This is a genomic window from Desulfonatronum sp. SC1 (genome assembly GCF_003046795.1).
Classification (GTDB): domain Bacteria; phylum Desulfobacterota; class Desulfovibrionia; order Desulfovibrionales; family Desulfonatronaceae; genus Desulfonatronum.
In genome coordinates this window covers 53,087-74,822 of the sequence record NZ_PZKN01000022.1, presented here as the reverse complement: position 1 = coordinate 74,822, position 21,736 = coordinate 53,087, and the positions used below count along the sequence as shown (strand labels likewise).

Below are 21,736 nucleotides of genomic sequence, written 5' to 3'. Positions count from 1 at the left end.
GTTATGTCGCTCGTATGTCAGGCTTTATTGGTTCAATCATTCGCCGGCGTTTACTTTATCGGCAGGGTCGACTTCTTCCAGTTCGAGAGTTACCCGCACCAGTTCCGGCTCACTCTCCGTCAAAAGCACCCCGGAAGGCAACTCAACCCGGTACCCCACCTCATGCTCCCCTACGGGCAACTCTCCCAGCGGAGCGGCCACCACCCGCACCCAGTTCTCCAACCCGGGATCGCGGGCCAGGGAAATCGGAACGGCGAGCGTCAGGCGGACTGAGGCCGGTTCCAGGGTCATGGCCATGCCCGAGGGCCGCGCGGCCTGCACTTCTCGATCCAGGGACACCTCGGTTCGTTTCTCGCCGTAATCGAGCTGTACAGTCACCCGGCTTGGGTTGGCCTCCACTTCAGCGGGCAAGACCAACCCAACGGTCGTTTGCACTTGCCCGGGGCGGTCGCCTTCCACCTTGACGGGCTGCGTTTCCACCTCGTCCAAGGGTTCCACCATCTCCTGGGGCCCACGAAGCGTCACTTCCGGTGGTCTCAGCGCATATCCTCGCAACTCGAAGTCTTCATCCAGTTCGACCACGACGTTCTTGGCCACGGGAACAATTTTGGTCATCAGCCGATCCACGATCAGTTCGGCTCGGGAGGGAACGATTTCCACCACTTCGATGGCCCGGGACAGGTTCAGGTTGCGGGTCTCGAAGTCAAACAAGTTCACGCCGGCTTGAAGATTCGCCAGATCCAAAGGGTAATAGGCATTGCGCATGTCGATGGTCCGGACCATGGGGCGCGGACCGCGAACCCGAACTTCGATCCGGTTCACCATACCCTGGCGAACAACGTACCCTTGCGGCATGTTGACCATTTCCACGGGTACTTGAATCCAGGCGTCCACTTTCTCCCGCCCGGAAACGAGATACCAGGAAAACAAGGCCAGGGCGAAGGCCAGGGCCAGATATTGCCAATTGGCGCGTAGTATCATGAATCCTCCAGAACCTCGCGGAGCACGTCCTTGAGCTGGGCTTCATTCAGATCTTCGGTCAATCGGCCGCCCTGGGCGATGGAGATGATGCCCCGCTCCTCAGAAACCACCAAGGCCAGGGCATCGGTTTCCTCGCTGACCCCGATGGCAGCCCGGTGCCGGGTCCCCAGTTTCGCGGAGTGGTCCACGCCGGAGGACAACGGCAAAATGCAGCCCGCGGCCTCGATCCGGCCGTCCCGGACCACCACGGCGCCGTCGTGTAGCGGGGTGTTCGGATAAAAGATGGTCACCAGCAACTCCCGGCTCAAATCGGCCTTGACCTCCACCCCCCGGGCAATGATGTCCCCTAGGGGAATAGCACGCTCAAAGACGACCAGGGCCCCGATGCGCGATTTGGCCATGTTCAGGGCCGCGAAGACGACTTCATTCACCAGCCGGTCCGAAACCTTTTGCCGCCGCCACAAGCTTCCGGCCCCCAGTTCGGAAAGGGCCTTGCGGATGTCCTGCTGAAAGAAAATGATGATCACCAGAAAGAGCGAGCCAAGAAAATTGGCCAGCAGCCAGTTCAGGGTGAACAAGCCAAACTCGTCAGACAGGTAGAAAATCACCAGGATCAGAACCAGCCCGTAGATCACCGAAACGGCCCGCGTTCCCTTGATCAGCAAAATCAGGCGGTAGAAGGCGAAGGTCACCAGGCCGATGTCCACCAGATCCCGGACGCTGATGGGGACATCTAGCATGCCGGGACCCCCTCGGGGCGCAGGGCCCGTTCGACCCGCAATGTCCGCGCCGTGGCCGACACGTCGTGCATCCTATGGATCCGCACTCCTCTAGCGGCGAGCAAGGCCGCTGCCACCTGGGAGACCGTCCCCCGCTCTTCCAGTTCCAGCTCCATAAGCCCTTTCCAAAGAGACTTGTTGGAAATGCCCACCAGAATCGGACGCCCCAACTCCTGAAACACCTCAATGTTGCGCAGCAATTCCAAATTGTGTTCCAGCCGCTTGCCGAAGCCGATGCCGGGATCGAGAACCACATGCTCTTCCGGCAGCCCGGAACGCGCCAAGGCGTCCAACCGTTGCTCGAAAAACCGACGCACCGTGTCCACGACGTCGTTGTACCGAGGATCCTCCTGCATACTCTCCGGCCTGCCTTGGGCGTGCATCAGCACGTAGCCGGGCCTGAACTGGCCCAAGACGTCCAAAAGTTCCGGATCGAACCGACAACCGGAAACGTCGTTGACGATGGACGCCCCACCCTGAAGGCACCGGGCCGCCACCGCGGACTTGGTCGTGTCGATGGAAATTGCCGCGGAGGCCTCGGAAAGTTCGGCGTCCGGAGGTGTCGGCGGCAGGGCCGCCGACAGTCCGCAAACTACGGGCAACACCCGCTCCAACTCCTCCTGAACGCTCACGGAACGAGAGCCGGGGCGCGTGGATTCTCCGCCCACGTCCAGAATCATCGCCCCCTGAGAGGCCAACAACAGACCATGACGGAGGGCGGCACCCGGTTCGTCGTACCGCCCTCCGTCATAAAACGAGTCCGGCGTGCAGTTCACCACCCCCATGATCACCGGATTGGAAAGATCAATCCAGCCACCGTCCTTGATTCGCCAGGAAGAAACGGGCCGCATTTGAAAGTGTCGAGACCGAGTCAAGACCGCTTGGGCTTGTCCGGTTCTTCCAAGGCGAATTCATCCGGGTCGTCTTCGCCGTCCTTCTCATCCGAAGGCTTGGCGAAATTCTCGGATTCGGTTTTTTCTCGCTCTGCCCCCTTTTCCTCAGCGGCTTTCTCGTAGTCATGCTCGGTGGCAGATGCCGTTTCAGGCGACGCTCCATCGTCCTTGCGGACCGGCTTCGCGCTCACCAGGCTCATGGGCGGCAAGGACTCGCCCTTTATCAACAGCGTGATGTCATCACCAGTGATGGTCTCTCGCTCCAAGAGCGCGTTGGCCATGGCGTGCAAAGAATCGATGTTCTTTTCCAGAAGCTGCTTGGCCTTGGCGTGGGCCCTGGACACGAAGGCCTTGATCTCCGAGTCGATCATCTGGGCGGTCTGTTCACTGTAATCCTTTTGGTGCCCGATCTCCCGGCCCAAAAAGACATGGTCGTTGTTTTCTCCCAGGGAAAGCGGCCCCAGAGCGTCGCTCATGCCCCACTGGCAAACCATCTTCCGGGACATTTTCGTGGCTCGCTCGATGTCGTTGCCCGCTCCGGTGGTCAACTGATCGAAGATGATTTCCTCAGCAACACGACCGGCCAGCAGCACGGCCAGGGTTTTTTCCAGATAGGACCGGCTGTAATTGTGTCGTTCGTCGTCAGGAAGCTGCATGGTTACGCCCAGGGCCATGCCTCGAGGAATGATGGACACCTTGTGGATCGGGTCCGTGCCGGGAAGCAGACGGGCCACCAGAGCGTGTCCGGCCTCGTGGTAGGCCGTGGTCTTCTTCTCGTCGTCGCTGAGAATCATGCTCCGCCGCTCCTTGCCCATGAGCAGCTTGTCCTTGGCCTCCTCAAAGTCCCGCATGTCCAGCTGTTCCTTGCCCTGTCGGGCCGCATGCAGAGCTGCTTCATTGACCAGGTTTTCCAGGTCCGCCCCGGACATGCCCGGAGTGCCCTTGGCCAGGGACTCCAGATCAACCCCCTTGGCCAGGGGCGTGCGCTTGGCATGGACCTGAAGAATACGCACCCGGCCACGAAAATCAGGCGCCGGCACCACCACCTGACGGTCGAAACGACCTGGGCGCAGCAGGGCCGGGTCCAGCACGTCGGGCCGGTTGGTGGCCGCGATCAGGATCACGCCCTCGTTGGATTCAAAGCCGTCCATTTCCACGAGCATCTGGTTCAGGGTCTGCTCCCGTTCATCGTGCCCGCCGCCCAGACCGGCTCCGCGCTGCCGCCCCACGGCGTCGATCTCGTCGATGAAGATCAAGCAGGGCGCGTTCTTCTTGCCCTGGGTGAAAAGATCCCGGACCCGGGCCGCGCCCACGCCCACGAACATTTCCACGAAGTCCGAGCCGGAAATGGAGAAAAACGGCACTCCGGCCTCTCCGGCCACGGCACGGGCCAGAAGGGTCTTTCCGGTTCCCGGCGAACCCACCAGCAGGACGCCCTTGGGAATCCGCCCGCCCAGGCGGGTGAATTTTTTGGGCTCGCGTAGAAAATCCACTACTTCCATCAGCTCTTCCTTGGCCTCGTCCACTCCGGCCACGTCCTCAAAGGTGACCTTGGTGGACTCCTCGCTGAGCATCTTGGCCCGGGACCGGCCGAAGGACATGGCCCGCCCTCCGCCGGACTGCATCTGGCGCATGAAAAATATCCAGACGCCGATCAACAGCAGCATCGGGAACCAGGAGATCAGCACCGTGAAGTACCACGGCGATTGGTCCTCCGGCTCGGCAACCACGCGCACGTTGTTGTCCAGAAGCGTCTGCACCAGGTTCGGATCGTTGGGGTTGAACGAGACAAAGCGCTGTTCGTTGAGCAGGACGCCCTGGATTCGCTGTCCCTGGACCTTGACCTCGGTGATTTCACCGGCGCGCACACGGGTCAACAACTCGCTGTAGCTCAGCCTTTGCTCCGGCGCCGGCGGGTGGCTGAACATGTTGAACAGAACCACCATGACCACGGAAATGGTAGCCCAGAGCAGCAGGTTCTTGGAAAAATTATTCAATGAAGACTCCTCCGGTATCAGTTTGTCACTTCAACACAATCGAAATCGGGATCGAAATCGAGCGTCATATCAAAAAAATCGCGGAACAACCGAGATAATGCACAATAGTATCCAACTTCAAATCCGATTTGCATATCGATAGCGATCTCGATATCCGAGGATCAGAAACGGAATTACCTTGGGTATTTCTCATCCCGCTCTTGCGGATCAAGGACGAAATGGATACAAGTCACCGCTGTTCGTCAAGCAGCAAGAACAAGCCCAGTACGCATCAGGCGTGCATTTGGGCATGAGTCGGGGAAGCGTTTCGTCACCGGTGTGGCGCCTGGACTTCAAATCCAGTGGACGGTCGAGAGGTCGTCGGTAGGTTCGACTCCTATACGCTTCCGCCATTTCCTCGTCACCCACTCCGTGCACCTTCTCTCGCACAGTCTTCGCGTCATTCGCACCCAAAACATCTCAGCGGACCGGCCACGCCGATGGGCGCACGGTCTCCAGCCACGCTCGGAGATCGGCGATTTGTCGGCGTACCGGACCCTCGCCCGTGCCCCCCGGCGCGCAGCGCCGAGCCACGGCTTGGTGATAATCCAGCACCTCGAAGACGTCTTCCTCGATCAGCGGAGAAAAAGACCGCAACGCTTCCAGAGACAAATCTTCCAAACCCTGCCTCCGCTCCTCGGCAAAGGCCACGGCCCGCCCCACGGCATGGTGGGCATCGCGAAAGGCCAAGCCCTTGGCCACCAGATAATCGGCCAGTTCCGTGGCATTGAGAAAGCCCTTGCGCAGCAGGGCCAGCATCCGTTCGGGGACGAACTCCATTTCGGCCATCATCGCGGCCATCAATCGCAACGAGGACGACACGGTCGTGTCCGCATCAAAAAACGGCTCTTTATCTTCTTGCAAGTCTCGGTTGTACGTCAGCGGCAGGCCCTTGACCAGGGTCAGCAAGGCCGTCAGGTCGCCATAGACCCGCCCGGTCTTGCCGCGCATCAACTCGGCCACGTCCGGGTTCTTTTTCTGGGGCATGATGCTCGATCCCGTTGCAAAGGCGTCGGGCAGCCGCACGAATCCGAAGGCTGGATTGGCCCAGAGAATCAGTTCCTCGCAAAGTCGGGACAGGTGAGCCATGATCAAGCAGGCGCAGAACACGGGCTCCATGACAAAGTCCCGGTCCGCCACCGCGTCCATGCTGTTGGCGAAAATTTCGGGAAACCCCACTTCCCGGGCGACCATTTCCGGGTCAATGGGATAGGTGGTTCCGGCCAGGGCCGCGGCTCCCAACGGGCTGACCCGGACCCGCTTGCGGGCGTCGGCGACCCGGTCGAAGTCCCGGCGACACATCCAGGCGTAGGCCAGTAGGTGCTGGGCCAGGCTGACCGGCTGGGCCGGCTGCAAATGGGTGCAGCCGGGCAGCAGGGTCCGGACGTGCTCCTCGGCCCGGCTGGCCAGTACGTGGATCAATTCGCCCAGGTATATCTGCCACTGCGCCAGGGCCTCGTCCACATGCAACCGGAAGTCCAGGGCCACCTGGTCGTTGCGGCTGCGTCCGGTGTGCAACCGCTTGCCGGCTTCGCCGATCAGCTCGGTCAACCGGGCCTCGATGTTCATGTGGACGTCTTCCAGTTCGTCTTTCCAGACGAAGGTTCCATCCGCGACCTCGGCTTCGACCCGCCGCAGCCCCTCCAGAATGGCGTCCACGTCCTCGGCTCGCAAAACGCCCTGCCTGCCCAGCATCCGGGCATGGGCCATGGAGCCTCGAATGTCCTGCATGGCTAGGCGGCGATCCACCCCGACCGAAGCCGTGTAATGCTCCACGAGCCGGTTCGTGGCCGCCTCGAACCGTCCGCCCCAGAGTTTGCCGGTGGATTCTTTTCCGGACATTACTGATTCCAGGCTCGCAGCCGCAGGGCGTTCAACCGGATGAACCCCGCCGCGTCGGCTTGGTCGTAGACCATGTCTTGCTCAAAAGTGGCCAGTTCCGGGTTATACAGAGAAACGTCCGACTTGCGGCCCAGCACCGAGACCGATCCCTTGTACAGTTTCAGCCGCACCGTGCCCCGCACCCGTTCCTGGGTCTTGTCGATGAAGGCTTGCAGGGCTTCTCGCTCCGGAGCGAACCAGAACCCGTTGTAGACCATGGCCGCATACTGCGGGATCAATTGATCGCGCAGGCGCATGGTTTCCCGGTCCAAGGTCAGGCCTTCCAGATCCCGGTGGGCGGTTTGAAGAATCGTCCCTCCCGGGGTTTCGTAGACCCCGCGGGACTTCATGCCCACGAAACGGCTCTCCACCATATCCAGGCGACCAATACCGTGCCGTCCGCCCAGAGCGTTCAGCTCGGCCATGATCGTCGCCGGACTCATGGCCTGGCCGTTGAGGGCCACGGGATCTCCGCCCTCGAATTCGATGGTTGCGATCTCCGGCCGGTCCGGTGCCTGTTCCGGCGGGACGCACATCATGTACGTGTGCGGCCCGGGCTCGGCCCAGGGGTCTTCCAGTTCGCCCCCTTCAAAAGAAAGGTGCAGCAGATTTCCGTCGCAGGAATAGGGCTTGTCTTTGGTTACGGTCACGGGAATGCCGTGTTTTTGGGCGTATTCGACGCAGTCCGTACGCGAACGCAGATCCCACTCTCGCCAAGGAGCGATGGTCTTCAGGGTTTTGTCCAGTGCCGCGGCGGTCAGTTCGAACCGCACCTGGTCGTTGCCCTTGCCCGTGGCCCCGTGGGCAATGGCCTGAGCGCCCTCGGCCCGGGCGATCTCCACCATTCGCTTGGCGATCAAGGGTCGGGCGATGGAGGTGCCCAGTAAATACCGGCCCTCGTACACCGCGTTGGCCCGCATCATCGGAAAGATGAAATCCTTGGCGAACTCTTCGCGCAAATCCTCGACATAGGCCTTGGTCGCGCCGGTTTCCAGTGCCCGGCGTTCCACGCCGGAGAGATCCTCCCCCTGGCCCAGGTCCGCGGTAAAAGCGATCACTTCGCAGGAGTAGTTTTCCTTGATCCATTTCAAAATCACCGACGTATCCAGACCGCCGGAGTAGGCCAGTACGACCTTTTCAATATTTTGACTCATCGCCTCGCACCCATCCCGTCCGTAATGTTCTCGTTAGCTCTGTTCACTAAAAACCCATTCCAACAAAGCCTTCTGCATATGCAGCCGGTTCTCGGCCTGATCCCAGACCAGGGAGGCCTCGCCCTCCATGACCTGGTCGGTTATCTCCTCTCCGCGTTTGGCCGGGAGGCAGTGCAGGACCTTGCAGTCCGGCCGAGCCAGGGCCAGAAGCCGGGAATTGACCTGAAAGGGCGCGAAAATCTCCCGCCGTTCCTCCGCCGCGTCCTCTTGGCCCATGGAAGCCCAGACGTCGGTGTTCACGTAGTGGGCTTCGTTCACGGCTTCCTTGGGATCGTTGGTCACCACCACGTTAGCCCCGTTCTCGCGGGCTTGTTGCAAAACCTCGGGATCCGGCTCGTATCCCGGGGGCACGGCCAGATGCAGCGCAAAAGAAAAATGCATGGCCGCGTGCAGCCAGGAGTTGGCCATGTTGTTCCCGTCGCCCACCCAGGCGATTTTCAGGCTCGGGATGTCCGGGGTCTGTTCGAAAATGGTCAGCATGTCGCTCATCACTTGGCAGGGGTGATGCAGGTCGGTCAAAGCGTTGATCACCGGGATCCCGCCCGCCGAGGCCAGTTCTTCAAGCACTTCCTGGGCAAAAGTCCGCACCACCACGCCCTGGACGTAGCGGCCGAAAACCCGTGCCGTGTCCCGCAAAGGTTCGTTCCGACCGAGCTGGGAGTCCTTATTAGTCATGAACAACACGTCGCCGCCCAGTGCCCGGATGGCCACTTCAAAGGAAATCCGTGTCCGGGTGGAGGCCTTTTCGAACAGCAGGATCAGCGTCTTGCCATCAAGCAGGGACGAACGCCAATTGGAGGCTTTGATCTCCTTGGCCCTGGCCAGCATGTTCCAGGACTCGGAACGTTTCAAATCGGTTATTTGCAAAAAATGTCGAGCCATCACGCCCTCACGAGCCCCGCCAAACTCTCGCGGGGGATTCAAGATGAACAAACTCCATGACCCGGTCCGGACGATGAACACAGGTCGGAAGCAACTCTTGCGCAAAGAAAAATATTGAACATAGCCTGGGGTATTGTCGGTGTAAAGAACAAAAAATGGCTTCCTTCATCGGAAACCTAAGAGGCGTCCGGCGCTCCCTGCTTCGTCAAAAGGCCCATCATGGATGGTCCGTGTAAAAAGCCTTAGAGACAAATCACTCTCCTCGTGGACTTCATGCAACATGTTGTTTTTACTAATCTCTAGCAACTCGCCACTGACCGCTGCTTGGTGCAATAGACTTTTTACACCAAGCTCATCAGGCCCACAGCTTGATTGGATTGCACATTTGACATCCACTGCTTTCCTGAGTCAACGTTATGTGACAACACTCAAGCGGAGCCTCCGGCTCCGGTCCCAATATCACGGCATTTCCAAGGAGCAACCATGCGTCTCGTCATCGTCTCTAATCGACTGCCCATCAATCTAGTGGAAGAGGACGGCAGGATCGTCGCCAAGGAATCAGTGGGCGGACTGGCCACGGGGTTGAATTCCTACCTGGACTCCCTGGACCAAAATTCGCCGTTCAGCGGAGATCCGCTATGGGTTGGCTGGCCGGGGATGTATTTGGACGACCCGAGTCGGTTCGACTTCTCCTCCCGGATTATGGGCAAGTTCCGAATCTGCCCGGTCAACGTGACCCCGGGCCAGATGGACAGCTTCTACCTCGGGTTCTGCAACTCCACCCTCTGGCCCCTGTTCCACTATTTCCCGTCCTATGTCGCATTCGACGAGGCGTCCTGGGACAGCTACGTCCAGGTCAACGACATTTTCCGCCAGACCGTGGAGTCCATCCTGGAACCGGACGACGTGGTCTGGGTGCATGACTACCAGATCATGCTCCTGCCGGAGATGATCCGCACCAGCAGGCCGGACGTGACCAGCGGCTTCTTCCTGCACATCCCCTTCCCGTCCTATGAGATATTCCGCCTCCTGCCCAGCATCTGGCGCACCCGCTTACTGCAGGGTCTTTTGGGCTCGGATCTGATCGGCTTTCACACCTACGACTATTCCCAGCATTTCCTGCACAGCGTCTCGGCCATTCTAGGGCTGGACCACCACTTGGGCAAAATCATGGTCGGGGACCGGCTGGTCAAGGTGGACACCTTTCCCATGGGCATCGACTATCATAAATACGCCCAGGCCGCACAAGACCAACGCACCCAAGACGAAAAAAGCGAGCTGCGCACCTCCCTGGGATCGGCCAAGATCATGCTCTCCATCGACCGTCTGGACTACAGCAAGGGCATCGCCAACAGGCTGAAAGGATACGAGAAATTCCTGGAACTCTACCCGGAGTGGCATGAGCGGGTCGTCCTGATGCTGGTGGTGGTCCCATCCCGGACCGGAGTGGGCAAGTACCAGGAGATGAAAAAGCAGATCGACGAGTTCGTAGGAGCAATCAACGGCCGGTTCGGCAAGCTGTCCTGGTCCCCGATCATCTACCAGTACACGGCCTACCCGTTGCGCGAGCTGACTATGCTCTATGACATCAGCGACGTGGCCCTGGTTACCCCGCTACGCGACGGAATGAACCTGATCGCCAAGGAATATATCGCGGCCAAGACCGACGACCAGGGAGTACTGGTACTCAGCGAGACCGCGGGCGCGGCCATCGAACTGGGGGAAACCCTGATCGTCAACCCCAACAGCCTGACGGACCTCGCCGAAGCCATTCATACGGCCCTGGAAACGCCGGAGGAGGAACAGCGCAGGGTCATGACCCTGCTCAAAAACCGGCTGAAACTTTTCGACGTCAACCACTGGGCCGAGGACTTCATGAACTCCCTGCTGCACGTCAAGGCCGAGCAGTTACGGATGGAGTCCACGTTCATCAGCGCCGACGCGGCCCAAGAGGTCGTCCGACGATGCAAGGCCGCCCCGAGCCGCCTGCTGCTGCTAGACTACGATGGCACCCTGGTGCCCTTTCACGACGCCCCGTCCATGGCCTGCCCCTCGGAGGAAGTCCGGACCACTCTCCAAACACTGACCGCTCTGCCCGAAACCCAGGTGGTCATCCTCAGCGGCCGGGACAAGCACAACCTGGAACGCTGCCTAGGCAAACTGCCCGTGGCCCTGGTGGCCGAACACGGGGTCTGGGTCCGGGAAACGAATGGACAGTGGCGGATGATCCGCCCCCTGCTCAACGATTGGAAGGACCAGATCCGCCCGATTCTGGAGCGCTTCAGCTCACGGGTGCCGGGGACATTCACCGAGGACAAAGACTTTTCCATGGCTTGGCATTATCGACAAGCGGATCGCAACCTGGGAACGCAGCGGGCTCGGGAGTTGGCCGAAACCTTGCGCGGACTGGCCTCCAACGTGGGCATCCAGATTCTGCAAAGCCCCATGGTGGTCGAGGTGCGTAGCGCCGGGATCAGTAAGGCCGTTGCCGCCATGCATTTCAGCTCCATTCGTGACTGGGACTTCATCCTGGCCATGGGCGACGCGGAAAGCGACGAGGAAATGTTCAAGACCCTGCCGGACCATGCCGTAACCCTTCGTGTCGGCCACGACCTGTCCCACGCCACTTACAACATCCGCAACCCGCGAGCCGCCGGGGTGCTGCTGAAAAACTTTACTTTGTGATCATTTGACGTGTGCCGGATGCGGCTGTCGCCTTATCCGGCCTACAAAGCAACGTTTCTGGCATAGCTACTTGAAATTCCTCACTTCACGTAAATCTTCACCAGGTTCGTGGCCACGCGTTCTTGGCGGGGCTTGGGCTGTCCGGCGGTAATCACCACGGCCTCGCCGGTTGCGAAAAAATCCGGGTTGCTGTCCACGAAATACTCGGTCCGGTCCAGATGGTCCGAGAGTTGTTCCTTGATCGAGTGCGGGACCACGCCTTTGGAAAAATTCAGGAACTGACGCGCCGGATTGTCCGGGCAGAGGGCATGGATCGGCTGTTCCGGGCGACAGGCGCTGAGATGGCGGATCGTGGCCCCGGAAATACTGTGGGCCACCAGGGCGCGAACCTGGGCCTTCTCCGCCAGCAGACATGCGGCATAGGCCAGAAACCAGGCCGGATCGCTCTGATCCCGAGGCGCTCTGGGGCCCCGATGGTGCTTCGCGCCGAAGCGTTCGGCCTCCAGACCGATTTCCCGCATGGTGCGCACCGTCTCCAGGGGATGGTTGCCGATGGCGGTTTCCTCGGAGAGCATCACGCAGTCCGTCCCGTCGTGAATGGCGTTGGCCACGTCCGTGATCTCGGCCCGGGTCGGCATGGGATTGTCCACCATGGACAGCAGCATCTGGGTGGCCACGATCACCGGCTTGCCTGCCTGGTTGCAGGCCTTGATGATCTCTTTTTGCATGCCCGGCAGGGTGGCCAGGGGACATTCCAGCCCCAGGTCCCCCCGCGCGACCATGATCCCGTCCACCAGCTCCAGAATCTCTTGAAGATTGTCCACGGCGTTGCGCCGCTCCAGCTTGGCGATCACCGGCACCCGGTGGCCCAGTCGCTCCATCTCGTTGATCAGAGAGCGGATGTCCTGGGCGTCCTGAACAAAGGACAGGGCCACCACGTTCACGCCCAGTTCCAGGCCATAAGCCAGGTCCATACGATCCTTGGGCGTGAATGCCGGGAGCGGACTGACCTTGCCCGGAAAAGCCACGCCTTTTTTCGACGACAACAATCCCGCGTTGAGCGCCTTGAGCAGGACCGTCCGGGGGTCGAGCTTTTCCATGACCCGAAATTGCAAACCGCCGTCGCTGAGGGTCACGGTGTCGCCCATTTCCAGGACTTCCAGCATTTTCGGCTGATCCAGGTCCATCCAGCGCACTCCATTTACGCTCCGTCCGGCACCCTCCAGGTCTTTTTGGCCGCCTGGCAGGCCAAGATACAGCAAATCATCCTTGTACACGTCCCAAGGTGCATCCGCGAGTTCGCCGATCCGGATTTTGGGCCCGGAAAGATCCTGCAACAGGCTCAAGGAGACGTCCATCTCGGTCTCCAGTTTTTTCAACCGGGCGATGATCGTTTCAAAGTAGGGCCGGTCGCCATGAGAAAAGTTCAGCCGAAAGATGCGCACCCCCTGCTCGATCATCCGGCGCAACGCCTCCTCTGAATCGATTGCCGGCCCTACCGTGACCACGATTTTTGATTTCATGCGGTTGTCTCCTGAGTTGGGATAAGTATTGGCGAAAAAAAACTGCTAATCCGGAAAGCCGGCGCATGGCAAGCGACCTGACAGTAAAACAGGATAGACTCGGTTCCGTTCATGACGTCAGGTGGAAGCGTTTTTACCCGTGGATATGCGGTTTGGCGTAGGGGCAGGCCCCCGTGCCTGCCCTTTTCTGTAGAAATGGGCAACCACTGAGGGTTGCTACGCCAGAATCCGATCATCCATGCGAAAAATGAAGATGGGGCCTGCCGTGGGCTGATTGCGTTTTGTTTTTTTTTCGTGTTGGCTGTTCGGGAAAGACCTCGTTCACTGGGCACACCCTATCAGAGCCCCCCCAGCCAAAGCCCTCCAATGTCACGCCCCTTTCCCCGCCACGTTTGCGCCACCCTGATGCTGGGCATGGTCTCCCAACTCGCCCAGGTAGTGCTTTTGCGGGAACTGTTGATGGTCTTTCAGGGCAACGAGCTGTCCATCGGGATCATCCTGTCCGCGTGGCTTGCCTGGACCGGGGTTGGCGGCTGGCTAGGCGGTCGGCTCACGCAGCGGGCGACACGCCCTGGCTTGCTCCTGGCCCTGAATGCCGGATGTCTGATCCCGATCCTTCCGGCGACCATCATTGTGATCCGAAACCTGCGCGTTTTTTTCGACGTCCTGCCCGGCGCGTCTCTGGGCCTTGGGGAAATGTTCCTTTCCTGTTTCCTGGTCATGGCCCCGGCCTGTCTGCTGCTGGGCGGCCAATTCGTCCTGCTGGCCCGGATATGGCGAGAGCGGGACAGGGCCTTGGACGCCTCCGGGGCGAGCAAGACCTACATGGTGGAAGCCGCGGGCAACACGCTCGCGGGCGTTTTGTTCACCTTTGTTCTGGTCCGACTCCTGAACGCTTTTCAGATCACGGCCTTGGCCGCGATGCTCATGGCCACGGTCGCCCTGGGCCTGTACGGGGTTGATCGGCCGGGCGCAGGCCGGCGCCCCAGTGGGCTTTCCAGTGGACTTTCGGGCGGGCTTGCGGGCCGCCTTGCCGGCCCAAACGCCGCCTTGGCCCCGGTCTTGTTCGCACCCGTGCTTGCCACCCTGATAATCACCCTGATGGTCATCGGGCTGCTCACCGGGCTCTATTTCGCCCTGGACCACGTGGACCGTTGGACCGCTACGGCCCAGTGGCGGCATTTCGCCCCGGATCACGAGTTGGTGGAGACCCGGCCGTCCAGGCACGGGGCCATTGCCGTGCTGCGCCGCGATGACCAGTATAGCTTTTTCCAGAGCGGCCACCTGGTCTTCAGCACCGCGGGCCAGGATACGGCCGTGCCCGGATTGGAGGAACAGGAGGCCGTGGCCGTGGCCCACCTGGCCCTGGTCCAGCATCCCGACCCTGGACGCGTTCTGCTCATCGGCGGCGGAATGCGGGGCATGCTGGCGGAAATCCTGCGCCATCCGGTCCGAGAATTGGACTACATCGAACTGGACAACGTGCTCACGGAAACGGCCCGCCAATACGCCCCGGCCCGGACCTTCGCTGCCCTGGAGCGCCCAGGAATCCGGATGATTCATACCGACTCCCGGCTCTTCGTCAAGTCCGGCGCGGCCTTGCCCTACGACATGATCATCGTGGACGCCCCGGACCCGGCCACCGCGGTCCTGAACCGCACCTACACCCAGGAGTTCTTCCAGCAGGCCCAGGATTTGCTCGCTCCGGGCGGAGTGCTGGCCGTGGGCGTCACATCCACGCCGGACCTGCGGGGGCTGGCCGTGTCCAACCGCAACACCGCGATCCATCACACCTTGGCCGACGTGTTCGGCCATGTCCTGGCCGTAGGGGAACGGCATCTGCTATTCTTCGCCACAGATGATCCGGACCGGATTTCGGCGAACCCGGAATTGTTGCGATCGCGCTTCGACCAGCGGGAAATCACGGCCCAAGGCTTTTCCGGACTGCACTACCATGTGCTGCTGCACGAACCGACACTGCGCCGTATCAACTGGATCCTGCGCCACCACGGGCGCGCCCCTCAAGCGCACCTGGACGGCCCCCCGGCCCCGCCCTTAACGCCGGAACCGCTGGAAGCGCAAATCCAGGCCGTGGCAACATTGCCGCCAGTGGCCGAGCGCTTCTTCATCAATTCGGATTTCCGGCCCATCGCCTACTTCTACACACTGATGTACTGGAACGAGCTGACCCGATCCGGAAGCCGGGACGCCCTGAAACCGATCCTCCATATCCGCCCCTGGTGGATCGCTCCGGCCCTGCTGGTCCCAGTGCTGACCGTGCTTGCCCTTTCCCGCTGGAGAGCCCGCAAGTCTTCCCAAATGCACTCCCAAGCACCCAGGGCACGCTCCCGGAAGCCCTCCCCGAAACACTCTCCGGCCGGATTGGCATGGGCCGTCAACCTGGCGGCCCTGACCACCGGCATGTCCACCATGTTGATGCAGGTGGCCTTGCTCTTCGCCTTTCAAGGACTATATGGATTTGTATACGAGACCGTGGGCCTCATCGTGGCCGTGTTCATGTCCGGGCTGGCCGTGGGCACTTTTCTGGGGCAGCGGTTCCTTCATGATACATCCGCCTCTCGGACCAAGCCCCTGGCCCTGGGATTGGCCCTGGTCCAGGTCGGAATCGCCGCGCTGGCCTGGGCCGTGGGGTTGCTCCTGCCCCAGGCCGCGGCGATCACCTCCTCCCTGACCGTGCTGATCCTGTTCGTGGCCCTGACCTTCATCGCGGGCCTGGCCGGAGGAGTTGACTTCCCCCTGGCCGCGGCCTGTTCCACGGCCTTGACCGGCAAACCCGAACAGGCCGCGGGCCGGATCTACGGCCTGGAGCTGGCAGGGGCCTGCCTCGGCGCGGCCCTGGCTGGAGTGGCCATCGCCCCGGTCCAGGGCATTCCGGCCTGCTTCCTGCTGGCCGGGGCGCTCAACGCCGCGGCCGGGCTCACGCTCCTGGCCGCGCTCGCCGATGGATCAGGCCACGCCCGCGAGCCCTCAGTCACTGCGGATCAACCATGAGACAGCGCAGCGAGGTATTTTATGCCGCACCACAACGCATCATGCCCGAATCCGAATCCGAATCTGACCCCGCCCCCGGCCCAGGCCCAGGCCCCGACCAAATCCATGACCAGGAAACAATTTCTGAGGCTGGCGGCATGTGGGGCTGGTGCGTTGGGGGTTTCCGGGCTCACCGGACTGCCGATCAACCTGCACGCCCAAAATGCCGGCGCATCCAACCAGACGGCCCAGCGAGGCCTTGTCCGCCCCCGACCGTCTCCCTGGTTCAGTCCCGCGGCGAACGACGGCGTCCAGTGCATGCTCTGCCCCCATCAATGCACTCTTGCCCCTGGACAGCGCTCCTCCTGTCGGGTCCGGGAAAACCGCGACGGCCAGGGGGTCACGCTGACCTATGGCAACCCGGTCCTGGTTCAGGAAGACCCGGTGGAGCGCAAGCCGTTCTTTCACGTCCTACCGGGAAGCCGAGCCCTGTCCGTTTCCACGGCCGGCTGCAACCTGCACTGCAAGTTCTGCGAAGTCTGGGACATGGCCCTGGTCCGCCCCGAGGACGTCCATGCCTACGATCTGCCCCCGGAGGCCGTGGTGGCCCAGGCCCGGGCCGCCGGGCTGCGTTCCGTGAGCTTCGCCTTTGGCGAGCCGGTGGTCTTTTATGAATACATGCTGGAGGTGGCCAGGCTGGCCAGGGTAGCGGGGATGCTCAATCTGATGCACACGGCGGCCTACATCCGCCCGGAACCCCTGCGGAATCTGTGCGAGGTGCTGGATGCAGCCAACGTGGACCTGAAGGGATTTGATCCGGATTTCTATCGGAACGTGGTCGGCGGGGAGCTCAAACCGGTGCAGGACGCGCTGCGGATCATCAAACAGTCCGGGATGCACCTGGAAATCACCAGCATTATCATCCCCACGCTCAACGACGACATGAACGTTCTGGCCGAGATGTGCCGTTGGATCGCCGGGGAGCTGGGCCCGGACACCCCGCTGCATCTGGCCCGGTTCTACCCCTTGTACCGGCTCTCCGCCCTTCCCCGCACCCCGGTTTCCATCCTGGACCGGGCCCGAGACACGGCCCTGGAGGCCGGCCTGCGCTTCGTCTACGTGGCCAAGGTCCCGGGCCACGACGGGGAAAACACCTTCTGCCCGGACTGTGGCCAAGCGATCATCACCAGAGTGGGGTTCATCGTGGACCAAATGCGAATCCAGAACGGCCGTTGCCCCCACTGCCAGCTGGAAATTCCTGGGATCTGGAACTGACGCGGGCTTGCGCCCCTACTCCAGCATCCGCCGATGGATTTCCAGGTTGGCCAGGGAGCGATTGTCCAGGTTGGTCAGCCCGGCGGCCATGGCCCAGTCCATGGCTTCCACGTATTCCCGGGAGGTGATGGCCCGGGAGATGGGTTCGTGGTCAAAGGCCATGTGCTCCACCCGGTACTGGGACATGATGTTCACGTAGGTGTCCTGGGGCAGCTCCCGGGCCACCCAATCCACGAATTCCCGTGTTCCGGACACCTGGTTGGGCATGACCAGGTGGCGGATCAGCAACCCACGCCGGGCCACCGCGTCCCCGGACACGTCCACGTCGCCCACCTGCCGGTGCATTTCCAGGATAGAGGCCTTGGCCATGGCCGGGTAATCGCCCCGTCCCTGGATCACGTACCTGGCCGACTCGTCCGAACTCATGAACTTCAGGTCCGGCAAATAGATGTCCACCACGCCGTCCAGCAACCGGACATTCTCCACGGTTTCATAGCCGCCGGTATTGTAGCACAGCGGCAGGCGCAGGCCCTGCTGGCGGGCGATGCGCACCGCCCCGAGGATGTTGGGCAGGAAATGGGTAGGGGTGACCAGATTGATGTTGTGGCAGCCCCGGCGCTGCAAATCCAGCATCAGGTCCGCCAGTCGGGCGTCGTCCAACTCCCGTCCGTGGCCCAGGTGGGCGATGGGCCAGTTCTGGCAGAAGACGCAGCGCAGGTTGCAGTGGGAGAAAAAGATGGTCCCGGAGCCGTTGCGGCCGACCAGCGGCAATTCCTCCCCGAAGTGCGGCCCGTGGCTATGGACCACGGCCCGCCCCCGGGCTTCACAAAAGCCCGTTTCCCCGCCAAGCCGATTCACCCCGCAGGCGTGGGGGCAAAGGTCGCACTGCTCCAGCTTGGCATAGGCCTGCTCGATGCGCGCGGCCAGCATCCCGGCATCCTCCAGGTCGGCGTAGGCCGGACGCCATCCGTCGCTGTTGAGACTTGAATCCAGGGCCTCGGCGCATCCGCCGGCGAACACCGACCCCGCGGCCAGCGCCAGCCCTTGCAAGAAGCATCTCCGTGTCGTTGCCATGCGTCACCTCCAGAGTTCGCGACATATCTCCGGAACAAAGACCAACGAAGTGATGATAAATCGGCCCCGCCGCGATGCAACCGCTTAGCTCTGAACGTCAATGCTCTCGTCCTTCATGAGATTGTCGCTTCCTCATAGAGATTAAAAAAGAATCATTACCAACACCCTGAGGGCGTCTTTCTTCCCAACTGGTCGATGGTCATTATCTGACAGGCAGTGTCGCCGGCTTGCTTGCCTTGCCCCTCGGCCTGGATTTCAAATTTGTCCGCAGCGGGGTTCGTGCCATTGGTTGTGAAGCTGAGGATGTAGTAGCCGCTGTCCGAGTTCTCAGGGATTAAGTCTGTAGTGGCGGAACCTATCGTCGCCCCAACATACGTGTAATTATTCGTATAATGCCGCTCCATGGCCTGGGCCGCGGCCAAAAGGGCCGTCTTCCCGTCCGCCCGGCGGGCGTTGGTGGTGTACTTGGTCACCGACGGAATGGCGATGGCCGCCAGAATACCCAGGATAGCGACCACGATGAGGAGTTCGATGATGGTGAAGCCTTTCGAATTGGTCATGAAACCTTCCTTGCAGCGAAACAACACGGAAAATAACGTACACGCGCCTTTCGCGCCATGCCCACGTCCTTCGGTCCGTACGCCTACTGGCCAAAGCCGTGAATCGTCTGTTCGCGGTTTCCCGATACTGTTGCATGGTTGCGGAGTCTCTGGAGGCCGTGGAGAACATTGGAAAAATCCTTGTCCGTTATTCCATCAGCAATTTTTACTCGTTCGAACCCGGCCAGCATTATTAACATAAATGCACATCACTCTGCCCATGTTCTCGACTTTAAAAAATCTACGGCTTCGTTGACGGCTGCTTTCAACGTACCATCCCTTTTGAAGGTTACCTTAACGTTGTCGTTGGAGAACGTACCGTTACCGAAAAAAGTTGAAGCCTCCTTCAGACCATCACGAACTCCAATCAAGGCATTGGTCTCGTCCGCGACCAGCCATCCCTGCCCCCAGTACCCACTTGTGCACAAGACGAACCATTCTCACTCCGACAAACATATACCTCCACACCCCGCTTTATCGCCTCGCTTCTCGCAAGATTCAGCGCCGAAACGAACTCGTTGGCCACGGTACTGGTCCGCGTATTGCCTATAAACACGTCGAACGCCGGGATGGCGATGCCCGTGAGGATGGCGGCGATGGCCACCACGATCAGGACTTCGATGATGGAGAAGCCATTATTATTTTGGTGACATTTCCATTCTATCTAAAACCAAATGGATCACTGACAGGTGGTCTTCTCCGTCCTGACCCTCCCTGCCCGGGCCAGGACGAACTTAACTCCGCGCTCCTGACGACAGAGAGTCAGAGTGCCGGCTTGGAACGCGCCGCTAACGTACTGCGTCGAACCGTTGCTGACGTATGATACATAGTTGCGTACGGGCATGTTCCCGGTCAAGGTCGTCTCGCCACGCAAGGGACCGCGCATCCGGAGAATGTCCTCGGACTCGGCCACCTGGGCTTGGTTTCCTGCATCCACGAACACGATCCATCCCTGTTCCCAGCCTCCCTGGGTGGTGCACTCCCGGCCGTCCGCGCTCTTGCAGACAGTGATCCGCTGATTACGGTTGATGGCCTCGCTGCGGGCATAGCTGAGGGTGGACAGGAATTCATGGGCCGTCGTCGAAACCCCGGCACTGCGCAACATCCCCCCTAGATACGGCGCGCTGACGGCCAGTAACAACAAGGCGATGGCAATGGCGACCAGGGTATCGACAAGGGTCAAGCCGGAAGAAGTTCGACGCAAAGAACGAATGGACACATCCAGTTCAAGGAGATAAAAAAGCGAATGAAGGGTTGCCCGGTGGACAGGAACATCGAAACAAGCGGAGAAGTGGGAACGGAGGAACATTGCCGGTCCGGCGAAAGGGAGCGAGAGCGGGAAAAAGCAGGAGGGAAAACCCCTCTTCGGTCCGGCGGCCCCGCTACCCTATTTCGTACATCCGAACTGTAGGCCGGTGGCTTTGCGTCGCAGCCTTTCGGCGTGCTTTGCCCTTGCCAGACACTTTGGGATGCACTTTATTTTGCTCTCAAAAATATGTCCAGTAGTTTTTCTGAACCAAGGCAATTCATTCCAAACTTTTCCAGAGACTTTGCCCAGACTGACGCACCTTTCTCAGGAACTCATGTCCGACGTTGAGAGGACGCTCGCATTGTAACGAAAAAGGGGTCAAATGGACCCCTTTTTCGTTTGCGTTGACGGACGTAAAAACTTACCCCTCCCCCAACTCCCGACTCCGCTGTTCCGCCTCATGCACAGCGTCGATGATCGAGCCGCGGACCGCCGTTCTGTCCAGGTGGTTCAACGCGGCAATGGTCGTCCCCGCGGGCGAGGTGACCATGTGCTGCAGGGTGCTCAGGCTGAGGCCGGTTTCCTGGACCAGTTTGACTGAGCCTTCCAGCAGTCCGGCGACCATCTGCTCGGCCTGGGGCCGTCCCAGGCCCGCTGAGACTCCGGCCTGGACCAGGGCGTCCATGAAATGGAACACATAGGCTGGTCCCGATCCCACCAGGGCGGTGAAAGCATGGAAATACCGCTCCGGCAGAACGTGGACCTGACCCAACAGGCCCAGGAGTTCCATGATCGTTGTTTGCCCGGCTTCAATCAGCTTCGGGTCTTCGAAGCAGACCGCGCTGACGCCGGAACGGACCATGGCCGGAGTGTTGGGCATGACCCGGACCACGGCGCAGCGATCTTCCGACCAGGCTCGCAGCTGCTCCATCCCGATCCCGGCGGCTATGGATATCAGACAGGTCTCCGGCCGCAGGGCCGGAAGGGCTTCGGTCAGGACCTTGGACATGATCTGCGGTTTGACCGCCAGAAAAACAAAGTCTGCGTTTCGGAGCACCTCTTCAATGGACTCCGCCGCGACGAAGCCGGGCAGTCCGGCCAGATCCCGCGCCTTGCTCTTATCTGGATCAAACCCATGAATGGACGTATCCGGGCGAGTGGAGACGGCCTTGATCAGGGCCGCCCCCATGTTCCCGAGCCCGATGCACCCGATGCGCAAGGCACTCATCCCTGCTGCTCCATGGTGTTGAAGAAATAAGGAATTTCCTGACCCGCGGTCTCCGGGGCGTCGGAGCCGTGCACCGTGTTCCGCTCCACGTCCAGGGCCAAATCCCTGCGAATGGTGCCTTCGGCGGCGTTGGCCGGATTGGTAGCGCCCATCAGCTCCCGCCAGCGGGCAATAGCGTTGTCGCCTTCCAAAACCGCTGCCACGATGGGCCCGGAGGTCATGTAACTCACCAGGCTCTGAAAAAAAGGACGCTCCTTATGTACGGTATAAAAGCCCTCAGCCTGGGCCGTGGTCAGCCGCAGCTTGCGCAGAGCCACAATCCGCAACCCGGCGGTCTCGATCCGGGTCAACACATTTCCAATCAAATTCCGCTCCACGCCGTCCGGCTTGATCATGCAAAGGGTACGTTCAGACATCGAAAAAACTCCGTTGGTTTATGTGGTTTG

17 protein-coding genes, 1 tRNA gene and 1 riboswitch are annotated in these 21,736 nt (G+C 60.8%); of the genes, 4 read left to right on the top strand and 14 right to left on the bottom strand.

Annotation, left to right across the window (positions count from 1 at the left end; all coding sequences use genetic code 11):
- Positions 1-36: 36 nt before the first annotated feature.
- From C6366_RS12530 to ftsH, 4 genes are read right to left on the bottom strand one after another with little or no spacing between them, the layout of a single operon-like run.
- On the bottom strand, positions 37-981 hold the full coding sequence (locus C6366_RS12530; protein WP_107738366.1) for a YbbR-like domain-containing protein: 945 nt from the start codon (positions 979-981) through the stop codon (positions 37-39).
- The gene (cdaA, locus tag C6366_RS12525) at positions 978-1,721 is read right to left on the bottom strand and encodes a diadenylate cyclase CdaA (protein WP_107738364.1); all 744 of its coding nucleotides are present in this window, start codon (positions 1,719-1,721) and stop codon (positions 978-980) included. Before cdaA ends, C6366_RS12530 begins: the two co-directional genes overlap by 4 nt.
- Positions 1,715-2,611, bottom strand: coding sequence for a dihydropteroate synthase (gene folP / locus C6366_RS12520; RefSeq protein ID WP_107738362.1), 897 nt, complete (start codon positions 2,609-2,611; stop codon positions 1,715-1,717). Before folP ends, cdaA begins: the two co-directional genes overlap by 7 nt.
- A 20-nt stretch (positions 2,612-2,631) precedes the next feature.
- Positions 2,632-4,650: an ATP-dependent zinc metalloprotease FtsH gene (gene ftsH, locus C6366_RS12515; RefSeq protein ID WP_107738360.1), complete on the bottom strand. Its 2,019-nt coding sequence runs from the start codon at positions 4,648-4,650 to the stop codon at positions 2,632-2,634.
- A gap of 298 nt (positions 4,651-4,948) precedes the next feature.
- Here ftsH and C6366_RS12510 point away from each other — a divergent pair.
- Positions 4,949-5,042: transfer RNA gene (locus C6366_RS12510), tRNA-Sec, on the top strand.
- A gap of 67 nt (positions 5,043-5,109) precedes the next feature.
- Here C6366_RS12510 and argH read toward each other — a convergent pair.
- From argH to argF, 3 genes are read right to left on the bottom strand one after another with little or no spacing between them, the layout of a single operon-like run.
- The gene (argH, locus tag C6366_RS12505) at positions 5,110-6,531 is read right to left on the bottom strand and encodes an argininosuccinate lyase (RefSeq protein ID WP_107738358.1); all 1,422 of its coding nucleotides are present in this window, start codon (positions 6,529-6,531) and stop codon (positions 5,110-5,112) included.
- The gene (locus C6366_RS12500) at positions 6,531-7,724 is read right to left on the bottom strand and encodes an argininosuccinate synthase (protein ID WP_107738356.1); all 1,194 of its coding nucleotides are present in this window, start codon (positions 7,722-7,724) and stop codon (positions 6,531-6,533) included. The genes argH and C6366_RS12500 overlap by 1 nt, the downstream gene beginning before the upstream one ends.
- A gap of 33 nt (positions 7,725-7,757) precedes the next feature.
- Positions 7,758-8,666: an ornithine carbamoyltransferase gene (gene argF, locus C6366_RS12495; RefSeq protein ID WP_107738388.1), complete on the bottom strand. Its 909-nt coding sequence runs from the start codon at positions 8,664-8,666 to the stop codon at positions 7,758-7,760.
- A 483-nt stretch (positions 8,667-9,149) separates the two neighbouring features.
- Between argF and C6366_RS12490 the strand changes: the two genes are divergently transcribed.
- Positions 9,150-11,351 carry a bifunctional alpha,alpha-trehalose-phosphate synthase (UDP-forming)/trehalose-phosphatase gene (locus C6366_RS12490; RefSeq protein ID WP_107738354.1) on the top strand — a complete coding sequence of 734 codons (2,202 nt, stop codon included), beginning with the start codon at positions 9,150-9,152 and terminating at the stop codon, positions 11,349-11,351.
- Positions 11,352-11,431: 80 nt separating this feature from the next.
- Here C6366_RS12490 and pyk read toward each other — a convergent pair whose 3' ends face one another.
- Positions 11,432-12,874, bottom strand: coding sequence for a pyruvate kinase (pyk, locus tag C6366_RS12485; RefSeq protein WP_107738352.1), 1,443 nt, complete (start codon positions 12,872-12,874; stop codon positions 11,432-11,434).
- Positions 12,875-13,240: 366 nt separating this feature from the next.
- Here pyk and C6366_RS12480 point away from each other — a divergent pair, with 366 nt between their 5' ends.
- Entirely contained in the window at positions 13,241-15,886 is a 2,646-nt protein-coding gene (locus C6366_RS12480; protein ID WP_107738350.1) for a spermine synthase, read from the top strand.
- A gap of 21 nt (positions 15,887-15,907) precedes the next feature.
- On the top strand, positions 15,908-17,140 hold the full coding sequence (amrS, locus tag C6366_RS12475) for an AmmeMemoRadiSam system radical SAM enzyme (RefSeq protein WP_107738348.1): 1,233 nt from the start codon (positions 15,908-15,910) through the stop codon (positions 17,138-17,140).
- 15 nt (positions 17,141-17,155) lie between these two features.
- Here the strand turns inward: amrS and C6366_RS12470 are convergent, their stop codons facing one another.
- The 6 genes from C6366_RS12470 to ndk all read right to left on the bottom strand — a co-directional run bounded on the left by C6366_RS12470 (position 17,156) and on the right by ndk (position 21,706).
- Positions 17,156-18,214 carry a radical SAM protein gene (locus C6366_RS12470; RefSeq protein ID WP_107738345.1) on the bottom strand — a complete coding sequence of 353 codons (1,059 nt, stop codon included), beginning with the start codon at positions 18,212-18,214 and terminating at the stop codon, positions 17,156-17,158.
- 155 nt (positions 18,215-18,369) lie between these two features.
- Entirely contained in the window at positions 18,370-18,774 is a 405-nt protein-coding gene (locus C6366_RS12465; RefSeq protein ID WP_107738386.1) for a type IV pilin protein, read from the bottom strand.
- A 406-nt stretch (positions 18,775-19,180) separates the two neighbouring features.
- Positions 19,181-19,477: a GspH/FimT family pseudopilin gene (locus C6366_RS20715; RefSeq protein ID WP_146164846.1), complete on the bottom strand. Its 297-nt coding sequence runs from the start codon at positions 19,475-19,477 to the stop codon at positions 19,181-19,183.
- 15 nt (positions 19,478-19,492) lie between these two features.
- Positions 19,493-20,032 carry a GspH/FimT family protein gene (locus C6366_RS12455; protein WP_158269768.1) on the bottom strand — a complete coding sequence of 180 codons (540 nt, stop codon included), beginning with the start codon at positions 20,030-20,032 and terminating at the stop codon, positions 19,493-19,495.
- 150 nt (positions 20,033-20,182) lie between these two features.
- Positions 20,183-20,274, bottom strand: a riboswitch (cyclic di-GMP riboswitch).
- A gap of 209 nt (positions 20,275-20,483) precedes the next feature.
- Positions 20,484-21,290, bottom strand: a complete 807-nt coding sequence (gene proC, locus C6366_RS12450) for a pyrroline-5-carboxylate reductase (protein ID WP_107738339.1) — start codon at positions 21,288-21,290, stop codon at positions 20,484-20,486.
- Positions 21,287-21,706, bottom strand: a complete 420-nt coding sequence (ndk, locus tag C6366_RS12445) for a nucleoside-diphosphate kinase (RefSeq protein WP_107738337.1) — start codon at positions 21,704-21,706, stop codon at positions 21,287-21,289. The genes proC and ndk overlap by 4 nt, the downstream gene beginning before the upstream one ends.
- Positions 21,707-21,736 lie beyond the last annotated feature (30 nt).

Excerpts from the sequence above, each read along its gene's own strand:
- C6366_RS12530 (WP_107738366.1), bottom strand. The coding sequence starts at position 981 with ATGATACTACGCGCCAATTGGCAATATCTGGCCCTGGCCTTCGCCCTG.
- cdaA (WP_107738364.1), bottom strand. The coding sequence starts at position 1,721 with ATGCTAGATGTCCCCATCAGCGTCCGGGATCTGGTGGACATCGGCCTG.
- folP (WP_107738362.1), bottom strand. The coding sequence starts at position 2,611 with ATGCGGCCCGTTTCTTCCTGGCGAATCAAGGACGGTGGCTGGATTGAT.
- argH (WP_107738358.1), bottom strand. The coding sequence starts at position 6,531 with ATGTCCGGAAAAGAATCCACCGGCAAACTCTGGGGCGGACGGTTCGAG.
- C6366_RS12500 (WP_107738356.1), bottom strand. The coding sequence starts at position 7,724 with ATGAGTCAAAATATTGAAAAGGTCGTACTGGCCTACTCCGGCGGTCTG.
- argF (WP_107738388.1), bottom strand. The coding sequence starts at position 8,666 with ATGGCTCGACATTTTTTGCAAATAACCGATTTGAAACGTTCCGAGTCC.
- C6366_RS12490 (WP_107738354.1), top strand. The coding sequence starts at position 9,150 with ATGCGTCTCGTCATCGTCTCTAATCGACTGCCCATCAATCTAGTGGAA.
- pyk (WP_107738352.1), bottom strand. The coding sequence starts at position 12,874 with ATGAAATCAAAAATCGTGGTCACGGTAGGGCCGGCAATCGATTCAGAG.
- C6366_RS12480 (WP_107738350.1), top strand. The coding sequence starts at position 13,241 with ATGTCACGCCCCTTTCCCCGCCACGTTTGCGCCACCCTGATGCTGGGC.
- amrS (WP_107738348.1), top strand. The coding sequence starts at position 15,908 with ATGCCGCACCACAACGCATCATGCCCGAATCCGAATCCGAATCTGACC.
- C6366_RS12470 (WP_107738345.1), bottom strand. The coding sequence starts at position 18,214 with ATGGCAACGACACGGAGATGCTTCTTGCAAGGGCTGGCGCTGGCCGCG.
- C6366_RS12465 (WP_107738386.1), bottom strand. The coding sequence starts at position 18,774 with ATGACCAATTCGAAAGGCTTCACCATCATCGAACTCCTCATCGTGGTC.
- proC (WP_107738339.1), bottom strand. The coding sequence starts at position 21,290 with ATGAGTGCCTTGCGCATCGGGTGCATCGGGCTCGGGAACATGGGGGCG.
- ndk (WP_107738337.1), bottom strand. The coding sequence starts at position 21,706 with ATGTCTGAACGTACCCTTTGCATGATCAAGCCGGACGGCGTGGAGCGG.